This window comes from Acinetobacter sp. YH16053 (assembly GCF_013417035.1).
Taxonomy (GTDB): domain Bacteria; phylum Pseudomonadota; class Gammaproteobacteria; order Pseudomonadales; family Moraxellaceae; genus Acinetobacter; species Acinetobacter towneri.
Genome location: NZ_VPEP01000003.1, coordinates 128,918 through 147,485, shown reverse-complemented (window position 1 = coordinate 147,485; position 18,568 = coordinate 128,918). Strand labels below are relative to the sequence as shown.

19 protein-coding genes and 4 tRNA genes are annotated in these 18,568 nt (G+C 41.5%); 8 read left to right on the top strand and 15 right to left on the bottom strand.

The window, feature by feature from the left end:
* Positions 1-22 precede the first annotated feature (22 nt).
* From rimP to tpiA, 7 genes are all read right to left on the bottom strand, one after another.
* Positions 23-547 (bottom strand): ribosome maturation factor RimP, encoded by a 525-nt coding sequence (rimP, locus tag FTV43_RS04115; protein WP_004975871.1) that lies wholly within the window; start codon positions 545-547, stop codon positions 23-25.
* Positions 548-869: 322 nt separating this feature from the next.
* Positions 870-946: transfer RNA gene (locus FTV43_RS04110), tRNA-Met, on the bottom strand.
* Between the two features lie 134 nt (positions 947-1,080).
* Positions 1,081-1,157: transfer RNA gene (locus tag FTV43_RS04105), tRNA-Met, on the bottom strand.
* Positions 1,158-1,234: 77 nt separating this feature from the next.
* A tRNA-Met gene (locus FTV43_RS04100) sits at positions 1,235-1,311 on the bottom strand.
* 49 nt (positions 1,312-1,360) lie between these two features.
* Positions 1,361-1,445, bottom strand: a tRNA-Leu gene (locus FTV43_RS04095).
* A gap of 53 nt (positions 1,446-1,498) precedes the next feature.
* Positions 1,499-1,828 carry a preprotein translocase subunit SecG gene (gene secG, locus FTV43_RS04090; protein ID WP_004975868.1) on the bottom strand — a complete coding sequence of 110 codons (330 nt, stop codon included), beginning with the start codon at positions 1,826-1,828 and terminating at the stop codon, positions 1,499-1,501.
* A gap of 13 nt (positions 1,829-1,841) precedes the next feature.
* The gene (gene tpiA / locus FTV43_RS04085) at positions 1,842-2,633 is read right to left on the bottom strand and encodes a triose-phosphate isomerase (protein WP_019836081.1); all 792 of its coding nucleotides are present in this window, start codon (positions 2,631-2,633) and stop codon (positions 1,842-1,844) included.
* Between the two features lie 277 nt (positions 2,634-2,910).
* Here tpiA and pilB point away from each other — a divergent pair, with 277 nt between their 5' ends.
* From pilB to coaE, 4 genes are read left to right on the top strand one after another with little or no spacing between them, the layout of a single operon-like run.
* Complete coding sequence (gene pilB / locus FTV43_RS04080; RefSeq protein WP_178318340.1) at positions 2,911-4,623, top strand: type IV-A pilus assembly ATPase PilB; 1,713 nt, start codon at positions 2,911-2,913, stop codon at positions 4,621-4,623.
* 30 nt (positions 4,624-4,653) lie between these two features.
* Positions 4,654-5,880: a type II secretion system F family protein gene (locus FTV43_RS04075; protein WP_004975864.1), complete on the top strand. Its 1,227-nt coding sequence runs from the start codon at positions 4,654-4,656 to the stop codon at positions 5,878-5,880.
* Complete coding sequence (locus FTV43_RS04070; protein ID WP_179994919.1) at positions 5,880-6,740, top strand: A24 family peptidase; 861 nt, start codon at positions 5,880-5,882, stop codon at positions 6,738-6,740. Before FTV43_RS04075 ends, FTV43_RS04070 begins: the two co-directional genes overlap by 1 nt.
* A gap of 9 nt (positions 6,741-6,749) precedes the next feature.
* Entirely contained in the window at positions 6,750-7,349 is a 600-nt protein-coding gene (gene coaE / locus FTV43_RS04065; protein WP_179994918.1) for a dephospho-CoA kinase, read from the top strand.
* A gap of 5 nt (positions 7,350-7,354) precedes the next feature.
* Here coaE and FTV43_RS04060 read toward each other — a convergent pair whose 3' ends face one another.
* The 3 genes from FTV43_RS04060 to FTV43_RS04050 all read right to left on the bottom strand — a co-directional run bounded on the left by FTV43_RS04060 (position 7,355) and on the right by FTV43_RS04050 (position 9,590).
* Positions 7,355-8,284, bottom strand: a complete 930-nt coding sequence (locus FTV43_RS04060) for a DMT family transporter (protein ID WP_004975858.1) — start codon at positions 8,282-8,284, stop codon at positions 7,355-7,357.
* Positions 8,285-8,327: 43 nt separating this feature from the next.
* Positions 8,328-9,077, bottom strand: coding sequence for a 23S rRNA (guanosine(2251)-2'-O)-methyltransferase RlmB (rlmB, locus tag FTV43_RS04055; protein WP_004975856.1), 750 nt, complete (start codon positions 9,075-9,077; stop codon positions 8,328-8,330).
* Positions 9,078-9,266: 189 nt separating this feature from the next.
* Entirely contained in the window at positions 9,267-9,590 is a 324-nt protein-coding gene (locus FTV43_RS04050; protein WP_004975854.1) for a pyrimidine/purine nucleoside phosphorylase, read from the bottom strand.
* A 492-nt stretch (positions 9,591-10,082) separates the two neighbouring features.
* Here FTV43_RS04050 and recN point away from each other — a divergent pair, with 492 nt between their 5' ends.
* Positions 10,083-11,744, top strand: coding sequence for a DNA repair protein RecN (gene recN, locus FTV43_RS04045; protein WP_004975853.1), 1,662 nt, complete (start codon positions 10,083-10,085; stop codon positions 11,742-11,744).
* Positions 11,745-11,805: 61 nt separating this feature from the next.
* Here the strand turns inward: recN and FTV43_RS04040 are convergent, their stop codons facing one another.
* Genes FTV43_RS04040 through FTV43_RS04025 form a run of 4 tightly spaced genes read right to left on the bottom strand, consistent with a single transcriptional unit; the run spans position 11,806 to position 15,247 of the window.
* Positions 11,806-12,792 carry a CsgG/HfaB family protein gene (locus tag FTV43_RS04040; protein WP_004975851.1) on the bottom strand — a complete coding sequence of 329 codons (987 nt, stop codon included), beginning with the start codon at positions 12,790-12,792 and terminating at the stop codon, positions 11,806-11,808.
* Between the two features lie 56 nt (positions 12,793-12,848).
* On the bottom strand, positions 12,849-13,451 hold the full coding sequence (gene lpoB / locus FTV43_RS04035; protein ID WP_004975849.1) for a penicillin-binding protein activator LpoB: 603 nt from the start codon (positions 13,449-13,451) through the stop codon (positions 12,849-12,851).
* Between the two features lie 13 nt (positions 13,452-13,464).
* Complete coding sequence (locus FTV43_RS04030) at positions 13,465-13,866, bottom strand: DUF1425 domain-containing protein (RefSeq protein WP_004975847.1); 402 nt, start codon at positions 13,864-13,866, stop codon at positions 13,465-13,467.
* A 16-nt stretch (positions 13,867-13,882) separates the two neighbouring features.
* Positions 13,883-15,247: a COG3014 family protein gene (locus FTV43_RS04025; RefSeq protein ID WP_178865993.1), complete on the bottom strand. Its 1,365-nt coding sequence runs from the start codon at positions 15,245-15,247 to the stop codon at positions 13,883-13,885.
* Positions 15,248-15,867: 620 nt separating this feature from the next.
* On the opposite strand from FTV43_RS04025, the gene FTV43_RS04020 reads away from it, so the two are divergent.
* From FTV43_RS04020 to FTV43_RS04010, 3 genes are all read left to right on the top strand, one after another.
* Positions 15,868-16,422, top strand: coding sequence for a YqgE/AlgH family protein (locus FTV43_RS04020; RefSeq protein WP_004975844.1), 555 nt, complete (start codon positions 15,868-15,870; stop codon positions 16,420-16,422).
* Positions 16,415-16,858 (top strand): Holliday junction resolvase RuvX, encoded by a 444-nt coding sequence (gene ruvX / locus FTV43_RS04015; protein WP_096901348.1) that lies wholly within the window; start codon positions 16,415-16,417, stop codon positions 16,856-16,858. Before FTV43_RS04020 ends, ruvX begins: the two co-directional genes overlap by 8 nt.
* A 152-nt stretch (positions 16,859-17,010) precedes the next feature.
* Positions 17,011-17,793 (top strand): IclR family transcriptional regulator, encoded by a 783-nt coding sequence (locus FTV43_RS04010; RefSeq protein WP_004975841.1) that lies wholly within the window; start codon positions 17,011-17,013, stop codon positions 17,791-17,793.
* 89 nt (positions 17,794-17,882) lie between these two features.
* Here FTV43_RS04010 and FTV43_RS04005 read toward each other — a convergent pair whose 3' ends face one another.
* Positions 17,883-18,500: an alpha-ketoglutarate-dependent dioxygenase AlkB gene (locus tag FTV43_RS04005; RefSeq protein ID WP_179994917.1), complete on the bottom strand. Its 618-nt coding sequence runs from the start codon at positions 18,498-18,500 to the stop codon at positions 17,883-17,885.
* Positions 18,501-18,568: the final 68 nt, after the last annotated feature.

Here is an 18,568-nt window from a genome sequence, read left to right as displayed (position 1 = left end):
GTTCAGATTCTTATTAATTTGATTAATCTTGGTAAATCAGGTTAGCTTTATCAATATTGTGACTGTCAATCTCCAATACCTGCTGTTTTTCCACCTCGACCTGAATGGTTTCATTTTCCAGATCTACAGCAACCAATTTCGCTTGAAATTTACGACGGTTTTCTACAGCACTGATTAAACGTAACGCAATGGTTTGCCCAATATACGCAGGCAATTGCTCTAATTGGAAAAATGGACGATCCCAACCCGGTGATGACACTTCAAGCGCATATTCACCTGAAATTGGATCATGCACATCAAGCATTGCACCAACTTGCTGGGTTACACGTACACAATCTTGTACACCAATACCACGACCTTGCTCTAATTCGCCATCTTCATTTAAGACAGGTTCTGCATTTTCATCGACAGCTTTGTCGATATAAATACGTAACAAAGAACGCTTACCTTGTGGAATAAACTCGATTCCCCAAAGATCCACATCACATGCTTGCACTGCTGGCGCAATTAAGTCCTGAAGTGCTTGAGTTTTATTTGATAGCTTCATTTACTCTCGTCATTCTGCTGCGGTTCAATGGTCTTATTTGACCACTACACATTCATACAAACTATAGTAGTAGTGAAACATGACACTTTGACTTTAGGCCGCGCACGGCTTGTATCGACACTACACGATAGCCAATAAAAAAGGGCGTAATCGCCCCTATTCTTGCACAGTAAAACCAATATCCACTGTGCAAAAAGGCCCACCTAGTTGTGAGCCTCTTTAGAAACTTGGTTGCGGGGATTAGACTAAATCTAACCATCTTTGCTAGTTTATTATGCTGAATTCAATCAACTAAAACTAACGTACCACACCATTAGAAACTTGGTAGCGGGAGCTGGATTTGAACCAACGACCTTCGGGTTATGAGCCCGACGAGCTACCAGACTGCTCCATCCCGCATCAACGTGCAAAAATTATATACAAATATGAATAAGTTTTCAATCAAACTTAGCATTTTTGCCTGACTTAAGTTGCACCTTAGTCAGTATAAAGCGTAAAACTCATATTAGAGCATAATCACACTTTTAAAATATTGGTAGCGGGAGCTGGATTTGAACCAACGACCTTCGGGTTATGAGCCCGACGAGCTACCAGACTGCTCCATCCCGCAACAACATGTAAATACTTATCTCAACCTAAAATAATTTAAGTTGCCTACGCTTAATTCACGATAAGCTTAGGATTGATTGGTAGCGGGAGCTGGATTTGAACCAACGACCTTCGGGTTATGAGCCCGACGAGCTACCAGACTGCTCCATCCCGCATCAACAGATTTGCTGCTTAACACCAACTTATGTTTTCTGGATTATAAGTTGGTGCGGAAGGGGGGACTTGAACCCCCACGCCCGAAAGCACTACCACCTCAAGGTAGCGTGTCTACCAATTCCACCACCACCGCAGCTGTGACGCATTCTAGTCGCATCATGCGAAAAAAGAAAGTGCTAAATAAAATTATTCAGCGCTTTTAGGCGCAGTTGGTGAAGTTTCAGGCGATACTGGCTGTGCAGGTGCAGTCGTTTGTACAGTCTGCAAACTATATGCACCTGTGGTTTGTTTCTTGGCAAACACCGCTAAAGTTAAACTGGTTGCAAAAAACAATGCTGTTAAAATTGCCGTTAAACGGGTTAAAAAGTTACCTGAGCCTGACGCACCAAATACGGTTGCCGCACCACCGCCACCAAAAGAAGCGCCTGCATCTGCACCTTTACCATGCTGAACCAAAATTAGTCCAATCATTAAAATGGCTAAGATAATATGTACTACCAGCACAAATGTTTGCATGCTGAACTCCTCATTATTGTGTATTTGCAAAGGCTTGCGCAATTTGATGGAACGATGCCGCATTTAAGGATGCACCACCGACCAAAGCACCATTAATGTCTGGGCAGGCTGCTAACTCTACGGCATTTTCTGGTTTTACACTACCACCATATAAAATCGGTAGAGTCACCGCATAAGCGGTGATTTGGCTTAAACCTTCACGGATTTTTGCATGCATGGTTTGCGCATCTTCAGGTGATGCGGTCTTGCCTGTACCAATTGCCCAAATAGGTTCATACGCAATCACTATCTGTTGCCATTGCTCAGCGTCAACCACAGCAGCAATATCACAAATTTGTTGCAAAACAACTTGCTCTGCCTGACCGCTTTCACGTTGTTGCAGACTTTCACCCACACAATAAATAACTGTCAAACCTGCCTGCAAGGCATTTTTAACTTTTTCATTCAAAATGCTTGGTGTGTCTGCAAAAAGTTCACGACGTTCTGAATGCCCAACCAATACATAATCAATTTGACTGTCTTTTAGCAATTCTGCACTGACTTCGCCTGTATATGCACCCAAACCCGCAATACGGGAAAGGTCTTGTGCAACGGTATAGACAGGACGTACTGCTTCGCTCAATGCAGCTTGAATTTGAGTTAAAGCCAAAGTGACAGGTGCAATCCCCAAATGACACTTTTCAGCCTCTACAGGGCTGTCTTGTAATAATGTTTTAAATTCAGAAATAAGTTGCTGAGCATCGGCATGTATCGGATTCATCTTCCAATTGCCAACCACCCAAGGCTTAATCGTCGTAGCCGACATAGAATAACCTGCAAAAACAATTCATTTAATCGCGCACATTCTACACGCAAATCACATTTCTGCTGAGTTTTTTGTACAAGCTTTGCATCAAACTGCTGCATGAAGTATCTTTTCATGGCAGGACTTACAATTTTTTTAGCAGATTAATGTAACTGGTTCATGCTTTTAGGCGATACTTAGGTGGTGACAGCACTTTCAGATATGGTATTTTTGTGCAACAAAAGTATAATTTTAAGATACCAATTATAAACAATCTTGATTTTGAGGACGTTGGGGAATGTCAGTACAACAAGCTACACCTAGATTTACAGGTTTTATTCGACGTTTGGTCGAAGATGGGCTCGTTTCTGCTGAAAATATGCAAACTGCCATTAAAGCCGCACAAAAAGATAATGTTGATATTGTTCCCTATCTCATTCAAAACCTAAATATCGCGCCTTTAATCATTGCTGAAAAAATTTCTAATGAGTTTGGCGAACCTATTTTTGATTTAAGCGTGTATGACTCTGCGCTCATCGTGCGTGAAGGCATTGATGAAAAACTGTTCAGCAAATATTGCATATTGCCTATTTTTAAACGCAATCATCTGCTTTATGTTGCAACCAGTAACCCGACCAATATCGAAGCAATGGATGCCATTCGTTTCAACAGTAAAATGAATATTGAAGCCATTGTGGTCGAACACGATAAATTGGTAAAACTGATTGAACAAAACTTTGCGAGTGAGTCTGCTTTTGAATTTGAAGATGATGACTTCGATCTCAACTTTGAAGAGGGTAACAGCGAACCAGAACAAGCTGCAGAAGATGAACCGCAGGGTGATGAATCCCCAATTGTTAAATACATCAACAAATTACTGATTGATGCAATTCGCATGGGTGCTTCGGACTTACACTTTGAACCGTATGAAAAAACCTATCGAGTGCGTTACCGTGTCGATGGGGTGTTACGTCAAATTGCCACCCCACCCTTACAGTTAGCTAACCGCTTGGCATCACGTTTAAAAGTGATGTCCCAAATGGACATTTCTGAAAAGCGTGTCCCGCAAGATGGTCGTATTAAACTTAAACTGTCTAAGAATAAATCCATCGACTTCCGTGTGAACTCGTTGCCAACATTGTTCGGTGAAAAAATCGTACTGCGTATTCTTGACCCATCTAGCGCGATGCTTGGGATTGACGCTTTGGGCTATGAACCAGAACAAAAAGAATTGTTCATGGAAGCCTTAGAAAAACCGCAAGGCATGTTACTGATTACAGGTCCAACGGGTTCGGGTAAAACGGTATCGCTATATACAGGCTTAAATATCTTAAACAGAGAAGATACCAACATTTCCACTGCCGAAGACCCTGTGGAAATTAACTTAGAAGGCATCAACCAGGTTAACGTCAACAATAAAGTGGGCTTAACCTTCGCTGCCGCTCTGAAATCTTTCTTACGTCAAGACCCTGATATTGTCATGGTGGGTGAGATTCGTGACCTTGAAACTGCAGAAATTGCAATTAAAGCAGCCCAAACAGGTCACATGGTTTTATCTACCCTCCACACCAACAGTGCGCCAGAAACTTTAACGCGTTTACGCAATATGGGCGTTCCTTCCTTTAACATCGCAACTTCGGTAAACCTCGTCATTGCACAGCGTTTGGCACGACGCCTATGCCCGCATTGCAAAGCTCCTTCCGATATTCCAAAACAAAGCTTATTGGAAATGGGCTTTACTGAAGCCGATTTGAGCAATCCAGAATTTCAGGTCTATCAACCTGTAGGCTGTTCTGAATGCCGTGAAGGTTATAAAGGACGTGTTGGTGTTTATGAAGTGATGAAAGTCACACCAGAAATTTCTAGAATTATTATGGAGGATGGTAATGCCATCCAAATTGCTGATGCGTCAGCAAAATCGGGGTTTAACAATCTGCGTCGTTCGGGGTTACTTAAGGTCATGCAGGGGGTGACTTCATTGCAAGAAGTCAATCGTGTGACCAGTGAATAGTTGTAAAATTTAAAATAAGGATAAATACGCATGGCTGTCAAAAAAGCACAGATGATGCCCACCTTCGTTTATGAAGGGATTGACCGCAAAGGGGCTAAGTTAAAAGGGGAAATTCCAGCGCGTAATATGGCCTTGGCAAAGGTCACATTGCGTAAACAAGGGATTACCATCAAGACGATTCGCCAAAAGAAAAAGAATATTCTTGAAGGCTTAATGAAAAAACGGGTGTCGACCTTAGACATCACTATTTTCACGCGTCAGCTTGCCACTATGATGAAAGCAGGTGTGCCTTTGGTACAAAGCTTTGAGATTGTTGCCGAAGGTCTTGAAAACCCCGCCATGCGTGAAGTGGTTTTAGGCATTAAAGGTGAAGTGGAAGGCGGGAATACCTTTGCTGGCGCATTGCGTAAATATCCTCAATATTTTGACAACCTATTTTGTTCTTTGGTCGAATCTGGTGAACAATCGGGTGCCCTAGAAACCATGCTAGATCGTGTCGCGATCTATAAAGAAAAGAGTGAGTTACTCAAACAAAAAATTAAAAAAGCCATGAAATACCCTGCAACGGTCATTGTGGTGGCCGTGATTGTGACCATTATTTTGATGGTGAAAGTCGTACCTGTGTTTGAAGAGTTGTTTAGCTCTTTTGGTGCGGACTTGCCTGCCTTCACTAAAATGGTGGTGAACATGTCACAATGGATGCAGAAATACTGGTTTATTCTGATTATTGTGATTGGGGTCATCATTGCAGGTTTCTTGGAAACTAAAAAACGCAGTAAAAAATTCCGTGACTTCTTAGACAAAGCGGCACTGAAAGCGCCTATTTTTGGTGACTTGGTCTATAAAGCGATTATTGCACGTTATAGCCGTACTTTAGCCACTACTTTTGCTGCTGGTGTACCCTTAATTGATGCCTTGGAATCTACCGCTGGGGCAACCAATAATGTGGTCTATGAAGAAGCCGTGATGAAAATTCGTGATGATGTTGCGACAGGTCAACAGCTACAATTCGCCATGCGTGTCACCAATAAATTCCCGTCTATGGCAGTGCAAATGGTAGCCATTGGTGAAGAATCAGGTGCGCTAGATGCCATGCTGGATAAAGTCGCAACCCACTATGAAAACGAAGTCGACAACGCAGTAGATGGCTTAACCTCAATGATGGAGCCGTTGATTATGTCTGTCTTGGGTATTTTAGTGGGTGGTTTAGTTGTCGCCATGTACCTTCCAATCTTCCAAATGGGTTCTGTGGTTTAATGCAAGAATTAATCGCGTACTTTATCCAAAATCCAACTGCGCTCTATATCGCAGTTGGACTTTTTAGTTTATGTATTGGCAGTTTTTTGAATGTGGTGATTTATCGCACCCCAAAAATGATGGAACAGGAGTGGCGTAACGACTGCCAAATGTTGTTACATCCTGAACAAGCCATTATTGATGAAAGTAAAATCACCCTGAGCAAACCTGCATCAACCTGCCCCAAATGTCACAACCCAATTCGTTGGTATCAAAATATTCCTGTGCTGAGTTGGTTGGTATTACGCGGTAAATGTGGCAACTGCCAAAACCCGATCAGTATACGTTATCCACTGATTGAGGTATTAACCGCTGTTTGCGCCCTGATTGTGCTTGCGGTATTTGGCCCAACCGTACAAATGCTGTTTGGTTTGCTGCTCACTTATACCTTGATTGCGCTCACCTTCATTGATTTCGATACACAACTCTTGCCAGACCGTTATACCCTGCCTTTGGCTGCACTGGGTTTGGCCGTCAACAGCTATGCCATCTATACCTCACCAACCTCGGCAATTTGGGGCTATGTGATTGGCTTCCTATGTCTATGGGTGGTGTATTACCTGTTTAAAATCGTCACAGGCAAAGAAGGCATGGGCTATGGTGACTTCAAGCTCCTTGCCGCTTTAGGTGCATGGATGGGGCCGATGATGTTACCCCTGATTGTGCTGCTATCGTCCTTAGTTGGGGCTATTATTGGCATTATTCTGTTAAAAGTGCGTAAAGAAAACCAACCCTTTGCATTTGGTCCGTATATCGCCATTGCGGGCTGGATTGCCTTTTTATGGGGCGAGCAAATCATGAAAGTATATTTGGGACAATAAGGACAGCACATGCGTTTTGTTTTGGGTCTAACAGGAGGAATTGGCAGTGGCAAGTCTGCAGCCAGTGCGTGGTTCGAGACCCAAGGCATTGTTGTGGTCGATGCGGATGTTGTTGCACGTGAAGTGGTTGAAAAAGGACAGCCTACCTTAAAGCAAATTCAACAACACTTTGGCGATTGGGTTTTACTTGAAAATGGTGAGCTAGATCGTCGCGCATTACGTGAACACATTTTCAAAGAACCAAGTGCACGACAAGCACTTGAAAAAATCACCCACCCTGCAATTCGTGAATCGATTATTCAACAATTAGATACTGCCAATAGCCCCTACGTGGTTTTGGTTTCACCACTCTTGTTTGAAACCAATCAACATCAATTGACCCGACATACATTATTGATTGATGCTACTGAAGCCCTACAAATTCACCGTGCTTCACAACGTGATGGTCAAACGGTTGAGCAAATTCATAAAATTATTCAAGCACAAATGCCACGTGCTGAAAAACAACGCCTAGCCGATGACATTGTGCTAAATGATGGGCATTTAGATCATTTGTATAGCAAACTTGAAGTATTGCATCAGCAGTATTTAAAGCGAGCGATGCAGTAAGCAAATTAATCTGACTGTTGTTTTTGCTGTTCAAGTTGAGCTTTTAAGCTATCAGGTCGGGCCCACCAACGCCAAGGTTGCAAAGCACCAATCCCCATACCCACCAAGCCACATAAAATTGCTAAACTCAAAGGTTCACCCAATAAAGGGACAGCAAGAATCGCAGCGATAAACGGCGCCAAGGTCACAATACTGCCAGTTTTGAATGCTCCCAAACGCTTAATTGCCTCGACATAGCTAAGTGTTGCGATGATCACCACAAACACTCCATGAAAAATAGTTTGCAGCAATAAATGAATCGGTTCAGGTGTGCTGAGTTGTTTCGGGAAAAACAGTACGTAAATCGGGACATAGACGATTGCCGACCAAATTGCGACACCCGCCATAGCATGCCAAGCGGAAAGCTTCCATTGTCTTAATAAAACCGTAAACACACCCCACCAAATAGCGCTGATAAAAAACAGTCCATCCCCAAGTCCAAAGGCAACACCTGTTTCTTGATACATCAGCGCACTCATACCCGCAATGGCGGTCAGCATAATTACAATACTGATCCATGTATGGCGGTCAAAAGGCACTCGAAATAACATCCAAGCAGCAATGGCGGTACAAACAGGAATACAGCCATTCAAAAAAATGGCAGCATGCGCAGCAGGTACATAATGAAAAGCACTATACGCAGTCAGGCAATAGCCCACTCCACCAATCATTGCCAAAATAAAAGGCTCTTTTTTCCATAAAAATGCCGTATCTTTTTTCCAGATAAGAATCGGCATTAAAATACAAAAAGCCAAAGCAAAGCGTAAGGCGGTAATATCCCAAGCACTGATCTGCCATTGTGCATTCAGCCGAGCAGTTAGGGTAAAACCACCCCAAATGCACATGGTAACAAGCACCAAAGCATAACCTTGCTTTTGGGGAGATAGACGAATCACGGTGTTGAAAGCATCAATAAAATAGCAAATACAAAATCAGCAATTAAGCCTGACGCTGACGACAAGCTTCATACAAGGCCATACCTGTTGCAACACTGACATTCAGACTTTGCAGATTTCCTGCCATTGGAATAAATACGGTTTGATCACATTGTGACTGGGTAATTGGGCGTAAACCTGTATCTTCTGCGCCCATCACCACGCATACTGCTGTGCCTGTAAAGTCAAATTGCTGAATTGGCAAAGCTTTTTCATCCAGCATCGTACCCACCACGCGCACATTAAACTCTTGTTTCAAATGCGCCAAAGTACGTGCCAAATTGGTCACTTGGATAAATTTGACTTTTTCTGCACCACCTGCAGCTACTTTGCGTGCAGTTGGGGTCAAACTTGCTGAACGATCACGCGGCACAATCACGGCAGTAACCCCCATCGCAGCGGCAGTACGGATACACGCACCCAAGTTATGCGGGTCGGTGACTTGGTCGAGCGCCAAAAGTAAAGGCTTGCTATCAGCCTGCAACAAGGCATCCAAGTCTTTTTCATTCAGAGTTGGATGTGGGCGTACTGCAGCCACCACTCCTTGGTGAAAAGGCAAACCTGCCAGCTTTTCCAAGCTGTCACGGCTGGCTTTTTGCACACTAATGCCAAATGGTTCGGCAAGTTCTAAAATCTTTTGTAAACGCTGATCATCACGCCCTTTTAAGGTAAAAAGAGTTAAGACGCGCTCTGGCTCAAGCTCCAATAATGACTCCACCGAGTGAACGCCATAATAATATTCAGGTTTTGCCATGAACGACCTCTAATTAATGCACCAATAAACCAGCGAAAACGAAAAATCCTGCAAAGCTGACTTTACAGGATTTCAATAAGATCTAGTTTAACCGATTCGGGTGAAAATTTCTTGATTCAATTCCGCTTGATTGGGTGCTCAAGCAGGAGAAAAATGAAATCTTAATTCAATACCCTATTGATCGCTTGATTAGCCTTCTAAGTGGCACACGTAATCGAGCACTTCATCGGTTTCGATGCTGAAACGGCTATTGCCAGGCACATAGAACGATTGACCCGCGCGGAATAATTCACTTTCTTCGCTATCGGCAATTTTGACACGACATTCACCTGAAATAATTTCCATACGTTCAGGTACATGCGTTTCGAAAGTCAAGGCTTGTTCAGTCGGTAAAATTACCCCTAAGGTTTTTTTGGTACCGTCTTCAAATTGCACCGTGTGACTGATGCATTGCCCACCAAAATAGACATTCGACTTTTTCACAACTGATACATGATCAAACTGAGCTGACATGCGTATTCTCCAGGTAACGCGTTTTTATATTTTTGACTGATGTAGTTTAATTCTGTCCTCAGAACTAATCAATCTGTGTTTACAGTGGGCTTTGCGTAAATTGAACAATGTTTCAATACGCAGCATGCAACACGCTGACAGCACAGTCTAAGCCAATGCCAGAGGCATGCAAAGTACTCTGCTCTAGATTCTTCCCCACTAAAGTGCTAAATCTGAATGTGAAACAGATCACAAATAGTATGTGTATCATTTAAGTTCCACCATATCAAGCAGCACCGAAAACTCCCCAAGTGAATATACTGCAATTTGATGACTATCAAATGAAATGGTCAACGAGTCTTGCGTTTTATATAGGATGCTTATCGGGTACATTTTTTGTTGTTTGTGCTGCAATTTAAGCTAGAATTAAACAGACGAAAATAACAGCCTTGTTATGGCATTTCCAAAACTTAACTCTCTTTCACTGACACTTTTCGCAGCTTGGATGCGTTTATGCTGACTCATTTAACACTGATTAACTTTGCCCTTGCCGACCACTTAGCACTGGATATTGAAACAGGTTTTAACGTTCTAACAGGGGAAACAGGTGCCGGTAAATCCTTACTATTAGATGCACTCTCTGCCTGTTTAGGTGAACGTACCGATACCAATTATGTACGTTTTGGCTCAGATAAAGCCGATGTGACCGCGAGTTTCAGTTATCAGGACAATAGCCCTGAAGCACAATGGCTAAAAGAACATGAATTAGATGATGAGTCTGGTGAAATCCATTTACGTCGGGTAATTTTTGCCACAGGGCGCAGCAAAGCATGGATTAATGGTCGTCCAAGCAGTTTGGCAGAGCTGAAAGAAATTGGACGCTTACTGGTACAGTTATACAGTCAGCACAGTCAGCAACAATTGCTCGAACCGCCTTATCCAAAACACTGGCTTGATCGTTATTATAATTTTTATGCCCCTGCCCAAGCAGTACGTGATGCTTACAGTACATGGCAAAAAAATATCCGACAGCATCAGGCAGCGCTGGATGCACAGGCAACTCGCAAGCAACGCATCGAAACCCTAAACTTACAGCTCGAAGAACTCGAAGAACTGGTACAAATAGATTATAAGGAGATTGAACAAGAGTTTGATCGCCTAAGCCATCATGAACATATCATGCAGGACTGCAGTTATAGCTTAAATGCCTTAGACGAAGCCGAGCAAAACATCACTCAGGAAATTGCTTCGATTATTCGCCGCTTGGAATCGCATGCGGGACGAAGTGAACAATTATCAGAAATTTATAACTCATTGTTAAATGCGCAAAGTGAATTAGATGATGCGACAGCCAATTTACGTCAGTTTATTGATCGTCAAAGCTTTGACCCTGAACGCATGGAAGAACTGAATCAAAAATTAGAAGTCTTTCATCGTTTAGCGCGTAAATACCGCACACAACCTGAATTATTAAAACAAGAATTTGATACTTGGCAAACTGAGCTCACTGCTTTACATGAACTTGAAGACCCTGAAACTTTGGCAGAACAAGTCGAAGTGGCACATCAGGACTTTTTAGCCAAAGCACAACATTTAGATGACATCCGTCGTGAAGCAGCCGCACCACTTGCCAAACAACTGACCGAGCAAGTCAAACAGTTGGCACTGCCTGAGGCACATTTTGAATTTAAGTTTGAACCTTTAGAGCAGGTTTCTGCGGAGGGGTTAAGTTTTATTCAACTACTGTTTACTGCCAACAAAGGTATTCCTGCTCAGCCATTAGCACGTGTGGCTTCTGGTGGCGAATTATCGCGGATTGCCTTGGTCATGCAAGTCATGAATGCCGAAAAAACCGAAGCTGAAGTTTTGGTTTTTGATGAAATTGATGTCGGGATTAGTGGTGGTACTGCTGAAATTGTGGGGCGTTTGCTCGCAGGTTTGGCGCAACACGTTCAAATTTTATGTATTACCCACCAAGCACAAGTAGCTGCACAGTCTGATCAGCACCTTTTGGTGAAAAAGCGTCAGACCGATCCTGCCAGCAGTACCATTGTTGAATTAGAAGAAGATGCGCGTATTTTAGAATTGGCACGCATGACAGGCGGTGTTGAAATTAATGACACTACCTTGCAACACGCCAAACAATTACGCCAATTGAAGTTTCAACAGGCTTAAAAAATAAATCCCCTGATTTTCAGGGGGATTTATTTAGGTCTAAAACAAGCTTAATCATTATTTACCATTTCACAGGTTGGTCACTTGAACCAGGTGTCATTTCATAACCTGGAGAGGTATCATAAAATTGACTGCTAGAAGATTGCACAGGTTGTAGTTTAAGACCCTGTAAAATTTCAGGATTTAAACTTTGGGCAATCTTATCTGCAGTACTATCATTTAAACTATTATTTAAAAGATTCTGTGTCATCAAGTTCGATAAGGTACGATTAAAAGTCCCTGCCGCAACTACCTTACTGGTATTCGCTTCAATCACTCGCCACGTTAAACGCACCTGCTCTGCACCAGCATTTAACCCATACATTTGTTGACCGCTAGCAACTGACAAATCGTTAATACGCCCCACGAGTAAATAATCAGCACCTACTTTTTGACCAATACGCGCTAACTCATGCGGTGCACCATCCCAATACAGGAAGTCATTTTCAAATTGCATTTCATCTATGTAATGACGATCAACAACACTTAACTGCCCTGACTGTGCCAAATAAGTACCTAAAGTATCTGATAATTCTTGACTAAACTCAGAAGCAGAAGCACCGCTGGCTAAGCGGTTATTTTTTTCTGCCATTTGAAATGGCAAGACTGCAATACGGCGCATGTGTTGATCTTGTACAGTAGATTCAAACTTCACCACATGTGCGCGAACTTTAGCGCGATAATTATTTTTAGCACCAGAAACACTCAAGACCTGAAACTTGGTGACAGAACCCGAACCTTGATTGGCTACACTAAATACAGGTGAAACTTTACCCGTATATGTCCAGCCCTGATTATTTACAGATAAAGAAACTGTTTCTTCATAATTCATTTGTGACGATACCGAAGCACCATTCACCGATTGAACTGCAATCAATAATGCTTCAGAAATAGCTTGGTGTTGTGTTGGACCACTACCCGTTGCCTCTTTAATCACTTCTTTAATCGCAGCAAAAGCAGGACTGCACAGTAATCCAGATAATAAGCCTGCAAATAATATTTTTTTCATGTTCTATTCTTCAACAGCAACTGCGCTTATCACAGCGCAGTTGCTTTCAGATTAAATTAAAGACCAAAAGTTGAGCGCTTTGCTGCCTTACGGATTTCTTTTTCGCCTGTCCACTCTACAATGCCAGTTTGTAAGTTCTGCAATTTAAATGTGAACTTGTAATACACATCGCTCTTACCACCTGCATTTTTTACAATACTAGATAGATTGCCATTGAGCATATATTCAGCACCGATATGTCCACCAGTACGCACTGCAGTCGCTTGATTGACCATGCCGCTTTGCTTTTGATAGGCAAGTTGCTGCGCCATCGCATTGACAGATTTCATATCTACAAAACGAAACTTCCCTGAATTAATTAATTTGTTCTGAATCGTATCTGTAATAGATTCTGTATCGATATGTTCTTGTGTCTTGTTATGAATACGATCAAGCACAATGACTGGACGACGAGTTTGCGTCATTTGCACCACAGGTGGGAAGGTCAGCATATCATCCACCATCTTTGCAGCAATCATTTGTAGATCTGTCGATCCAAAATCTTTCGTTAAAGTTTCTACAGCTTGAGCATCACCATAACTCACTGCACTACCCGTTGTTGCACAACCTGTTGCCAAAACAGAAGTTGCTACCACAGCCATGATTAACTTTGCATTCATTGCTCTATCTCGCTTATTTCTTTAAATACACAACAACATCTACAGCCGATGGATTTGGTGCTAAAGATTGCACGCCCTTCACCTCTCGACCCGTTAACTGAATTGGTTTCCAAATCGCACCTTCAGGGTTCACTTCTGCCCCATGTGCATCGACCCATACGATTTTGTAGCTAAAATCTTTGTTATTGAAACGGCGGTTTTTAATGGCAATTGATGCCTTTTTTAAGTCGCCTGCCATAGACATTCCCACACGCTCAACAAATACCTCAGTGGTTAAGACTGGGTTATTGGTAATGGTGCGAATACTTACTTCGTTATTCGCATCTGTCTGTGTAGACAAAGCATTAGGGGCTGTACATCCAACCATCGCCGCAGCACTAAGACCGAGTAATGCGAGTTTTAACTGATTTTTCATAAAGTTCTCTTCAAAATTATTGGCGTGGAATACTACTTACACTTGCTGTAATTTTGTCATTTACATGATGTGCATAAACAAATACTGTCTCATTGGCTTTTACATCTAACTTCACAGAGGAGCTTGACAAATTACCTGACGATAACTGTAAGTTGTGTATCCCTGGCGTTAAGTTCAGACGTGCAATTTGCGTATTACTTGGCAAAGTTGTCCAAGCTCGTAAATCTGCTCGCTCGGTTGCCATATTGAGCACGTTACCTGCCAATTGCCCTAAAACACCAAATTGGTTACCAAGCTCTTTTTGAGCAGCATATTTGGCTGTGGCACGAATCACTTGGGTTGTTAAAGTTCCAACGACTTTTTCTTTTAAGTCTTTAACAGCCAATGCACCAATATCACTAATCACATAACTGTCTTGCAAAACTCGGTTATTCAGCTTCACTTTCAGGCTTTTGGGTGCAACATAAGTGCTAGGTTCATAAGTCGCAAAAGCAATGTTGATAATGCCGCCTGGAGTCGGAATATCTAACTTATTTTCAATTTTCTGTGGAACGATACCTTGTTCAATAAATACAATAACAGGCACACTACTATTACTTTGTTTTGCAACCAATTGATCTAAACGCTTTACATCTTTAGCAATCTGCTCATCAGGCTGTAACTCATAAGCTTTTTTGTAATCCACCAAAGCATCGTTGTATTCGCCTAAGGTTTCCCACAAGTTAGCTGCCATATAAAAAGCATAAGCATTTTGATAAGTATTCTTAATCTTGCCCGCAATTGGATCTAAGCCAACAAATGCCTCATCTAAAACATGCAATGCGGCATTTGAAGATGTATTTGCTTTTGTATTTTTCTCTTTTTTCTTTTCAAACTCAGCCTGATGTGCCAGTTCAATTTCACGCTGAATGCCCTGTGCAACACGCATTTCTACTGCAGCAGCCTCAAGATTTTTTAAAAAAATATAATTTTTGGCTTGAGAAATATGTGCCAATACCTGTTCATGAGGTGGTACCAAATAAGGCACCACCGAATCATTACTCACCATAGAAAGTGCTTTAAATCCGACCCGACTCAGACTAATTTTTGCACGACTTTTTTGTTTATCTAGCAATTCAAAAGCCTGCTTATAATGATTCAAACTTTCTTCATACTGATGATTGACTTGTAATAGACGTGCCTGCTCCAGTAAATATAGTACGCCGTCTTTTGAATCTACTTTATCTTTAAATTTAGCAACTAAATCTTCAGATAAATGATTATTCAAATGACTGCGAAATAAATTACCTTCATCATTATAAGTTCCAAAAATTGCTGCTTGAGAAAAAACTGAAGCTGAAAAAACAGCAGCAAACAAACTTCCCTTTATTAAATAATTCATATTAAACCATCAAAAAAAGCTATAAAAGATGAAAATTTCACCATCTTACAAACAATCATTTTTTGTTTCAATATGTATTTTATGTATATTTATTGAAACATATCAAGCTATAAAAAACACAAATTTTACACTAAAGTACAAAACTTACAAAAGAGATAAACAAACTTATAGATTTTTTATATTAAAAAACCACTACTCATTAGACAAACTTAATATTTAATAAAAGAGAATCTAAATGTAGTAAAACCGCCTATTTTGCAATTAAAAAACAGAAATCACATTCGTTAAAATTAAAAGTAGATTAAAAAATATACACTAAAACATTTAAACAAACCCACATCACAAAGATAATAAAGCAATCAATTATTATGTTCCTATATCTTCAACTTTGTAACTAAATAGATAAATTTAATGACATCATTTTTTCTAAATTTTAAATTTATTCTTTTATTTATCCTTTGTCTCACTTTTACCAAAGCAAAGTTGTCATCACAGTGGTTTTATGGGATAAGTACAGCTAAGAAATGTATATTTGCATGATTTGGCTGTAACTCGTTTACGTTTCCAAGTCGGTTTACAGTTCTGTTTGCCACCACCTCAGATTAAGGAGAATTGCTTAGGTGACTAAACAATATCTGACGCATCGCTGTCTCATAGCCCCGCCCGATATGAATGATGAGTTTTTTGCAAACACCGTCATCTATTTGGCACGTCATGATGAAGACGGTGCGCAAGGCATTATTATCAACCGTCCATCGGGTATCCAAATCAAAGAATTACTCAATGATTTAGATATAGACGCAGATAATGTGCATCCTCACGAAGTTCTACAAGGTGGTCCATTACGACCTGAGGCAGGTTTTGTTTTACACACAGGGCAGCCAACTTGGCATTCATCTATCGCTGTTGGTGAAAATGTCTGTATCACCACCTCTAAAGATATTTTAGATGCGATTGCCCACAACGAAGGCGTTGGACGTTACCAAATTGCCTTGGGCTATGCCAGTTGGGGCAAACAGCAACTGGAACAAGAAATTGCCCGTGGCGATTGGCTCATTTGTGAATCGGACATGGACTTGATTTTCAATTTACCTTATGACGACCGTTGGGATGCCGCTTATCGTAAAATGGGCGTAGATCCAACATGGTTATCTTCAGAGATTGGTCATGCCTGAAACAACACAAGCCCAAACTATCATGGCATTTGACTTCGGTACGCAAAAAATGGGCATGGCTGTGGGGCAGGCACTAATTGAAAGTGCGACCCCACTCGCCCTCTTCCCCATGAAAGATGGCATTCCACAATGGGAAAACTTGCTGAAAATCATCAAGCAACATCAGCCACAATTATTTCTAGTGGGCTTACCTTTAAATATGGATGATAGCGAGTCGGAACTGTCTACCCGTGCACGTAAGTTTGCCAGACGCTTACGCCATCAAAGCAATATCAACACCCTAATGGTCGATGAACGCCTAACCACACGTGAAGCACGTGATGAGCTTGATCATTATCAAGCCCAAGGGCGTGGTAAAAAACTCGCAGCCGACAGTCTTGCCGCAGCACTATTGATTGAAAGCTGGTATCGTGACCCTCACGGCGTTCAGCCTTAAATCCTATTTCTGAATAGATAACATCGACAAATGCAAAAGAATTGGGACATTGATCGTTAGAATGCCTAAGACCATCTGTAAAAAGTCTATTGGTCTGGCGATTTTTTGATATAAAGTGACACCATCCTTTTGGTGTGAATGGGTAAATCCGCATGGCACTGTCTAGCTTTGGCAAGATTCTCACAGTCTTAGACTTATTTTCAACCGCACGTCCTGTCATTAATGTAGATACCATTAGTGAGGAACTCGGTTTATCTAAGCCCACCAGTTACCGCTATTTAAAAGAGTTGGTTTCAGCAGAGTTGTTGCAGCGCATGAGTGGCACATCGGGAGATTACACCCTAGGGCCAAAAATTGCGGTATTGGATTTTATCTCTCGCACGACCGATCCATTGGTCACCATCAGTATTCCGTTTATGAAAAAAATTGCGGAACGTACTGAATTTTGCTGTTTGCTGACCCAACTCAATCAAGATTCCTGCATTGATGTGCATCACGAAATCTTTAAAGATACGCCTTTGCTGTCTTATGGTCGCGGCTGCCCACGTCCTGTTTATGTCGGCTCATCGCCAAAAATTATTATGGCACATCTGCCTAAAGCTAAAATTTTAGACTATTACCAACGTTTTTCTAACGAATTGGCACAAGTCAATTTTGCACAAGATGAAGATGACTTTTTGCAGCAAATGCGCAAAATCAAAAAACAAGGCTATTATTTTTCTAACGGTGAACTCGATGCAGAAATTGCAGGCTTATCTGTACCGATTCGTTTTTCATCTAAAGATGCACCTTATGCATTGACGCTGCTGGCATCTAAAAACCGTTTTGAATTTGTCAATTTGCAAAAACTGATTGAAATTTTGCAGGATAATGCAGAACAAATTGAAAAACAGGTGGAAGTACTGAATACCAGTTTTAGTATAGAACTCACTTAAAGATTTAGGTTATTGATACCTTAAAGCACTGAATTTAAATACAATTAAAATTTATTCCTGAATAAGGATTTAGAGTGCTAAATCAAGTTTTATTCAATAGCCGTGTGAAAATAGCGAAAGGTCAGATTAATTCTGGGTTGTATAATTCTATTGGACTTCATTAAGGCATGTTTCCAATAGTGTTGTGTCGTGCCACGCATGACCAACAACTGACCGCTGTGCAACAGTAGCTCAACCTTGTTGGCGCGGTGTTTATGCTGAAAACAAAATTTACGGGTTGCCCCCAAACTCAAAGATGCAATGACAGCCTGTCTGCCTAAATTCGGCTCATCATCACTGTGCCAACCCAAGCCCTGCGTACCATCTTGATATAAATTGGCCAAACATGAATTAAAGGGATGCCCGACCCATTGTTCAATTTGCTGTTTCAATCGCCACAAAGCAGGCTGCCATAGCAGTGCCTGCTTAACTGCTCCCGAATAACGATATTGATACTGCTCATCGCCATACCATGCCACTTGGCGCTGTGTCCGATAATACTGACCAAAGAGCAGACCTTCATCAGGCTGCCATGCCAAATGTTGCAGAAAATACTGCAAATAACGCTCACTATGCTCCGCACTCAGCACCAAACCATAGTCCTGCACAATGCCGTCATAAGGCAGTACGTTGTCACAACGCTCAGGTGCAAACAATTCTAGATTCATGGTCATTCCTATGCTGAATAGCTTATTGTTTAATCTAAAACAAGGATCAGGACTGCTCACAAAATGAC

Bases quoted from the DNA above. Each gene is read 5' to 3' on its own strand.
- FTV43_RS04025 (WP_178865993.1), bottom strand. From the start codon at position 15,247: ATGAATTATTTAATAAAGGGAAGTTTGTTTGCTGCTGTTTTTTCAGCT.
- coaE (WP_179994918.1), top strand. From the start codon at position 6,750: ATGCGTTTTGTTTTGGGTCTAACAGGAGGAATTGGCAGTGGCAAGTCT.
- FTV43_RS04070 (WP_179994919.1), top strand. From the start codon at position 5,880: ATGCAAGAATTAATCGCGTACTTTATCCAAAATCCAACTGCGCTCTAT.
- FTV43_RS04010 (WP_004975841.1), top strand. From the start codon at position 17,011: ATGGCACTGTCTAGCTTTGGCAAGATTCTCACAGTCTTAGACTTATTT.
- recN (WP_004975853.1), top strand. From the start codon at position 10,083: ATGCTGACTCATTTAACACTGATTAACTTTGCCCTTGCCGACCACTTA.
- FTV43_RS04050 (WP_004975854.1), bottom strand. From the start codon at position 9,590: ATGTCAGCTCAGTTTGATCATGTATCAGTTGTGAAAAAGTCGAATGTC.
- rimP (WP_004975871.1), bottom strand. From the start codon at position 547: ATGAAGCTATCAAATAAAACTCAAGCACTTCAGGACTTAATTGCGCCA.
- FTV43_RS04030 (WP_004975847.1), bottom strand. From the start codon at position 13,866: ATGAAAAATCAGTTAAAACTCGCATTACTCGGTCTTAGTGCTGCGGCG.
- lpoB (WP_004975849.1), bottom strand. From the start codon at position 13,451: ATGAATGCAAAGTTAATCATGGCTGTGGTAGCAACTTCTGTTTTGGCA.
- FTV43_RS04040 (WP_004975851.1), bottom strand. From the start codon at position 12,792: ATGAAAAAAATATTATTTGCAGGCTTATTATCTGGATTACTGTGCAGT.
- secG (WP_004975868.1), bottom strand. From the start codon at position 1,828: ATGCAAACATTTGTGCTGGTAGTACATATTATCTTAGCCATTTTAATG.
- tpiA (WP_019836081.1), bottom strand. From the start codon at position 2,633: ATGTCGGCTACGACGATTAAGCCTTGGGTGGTTGGCAATTGGAAGATG.
- FTV43_RS04005 (WP_179994917.1), bottom strand. From the start codon at position 18,500: ATGAATCTAGAATTGTTTGCACCTGAGCGTTGTGACAACGTACTGCCT.
- FTV43_RS04075 (WP_004975864.1), top strand. From the start codon at position 4,654: ATGGCTGTCAAAAAAGCACAGATGATGCCCACCTTCGTTTATGAAGGG.
- rlmB (WP_004975856.1), bottom strand. From the start codon at position 9,077: ATGGCAAAACCTGAATATTATTATGGCGTTCACTCGGTGGAGTCATTA.
- pilB (WP_178318340.1), top strand. From the start codon at position 2,911: ATGTCAGTACAACAAGCTACACCTAGATTTACAGGTTTTATTCGACGT.
- ruvX (WP_096901348.1), top strand. From the start codon at position 16,415: ATGCCTGAAACAACACAAGCCCAAACTATCATGGCATTTGACTTCGGT.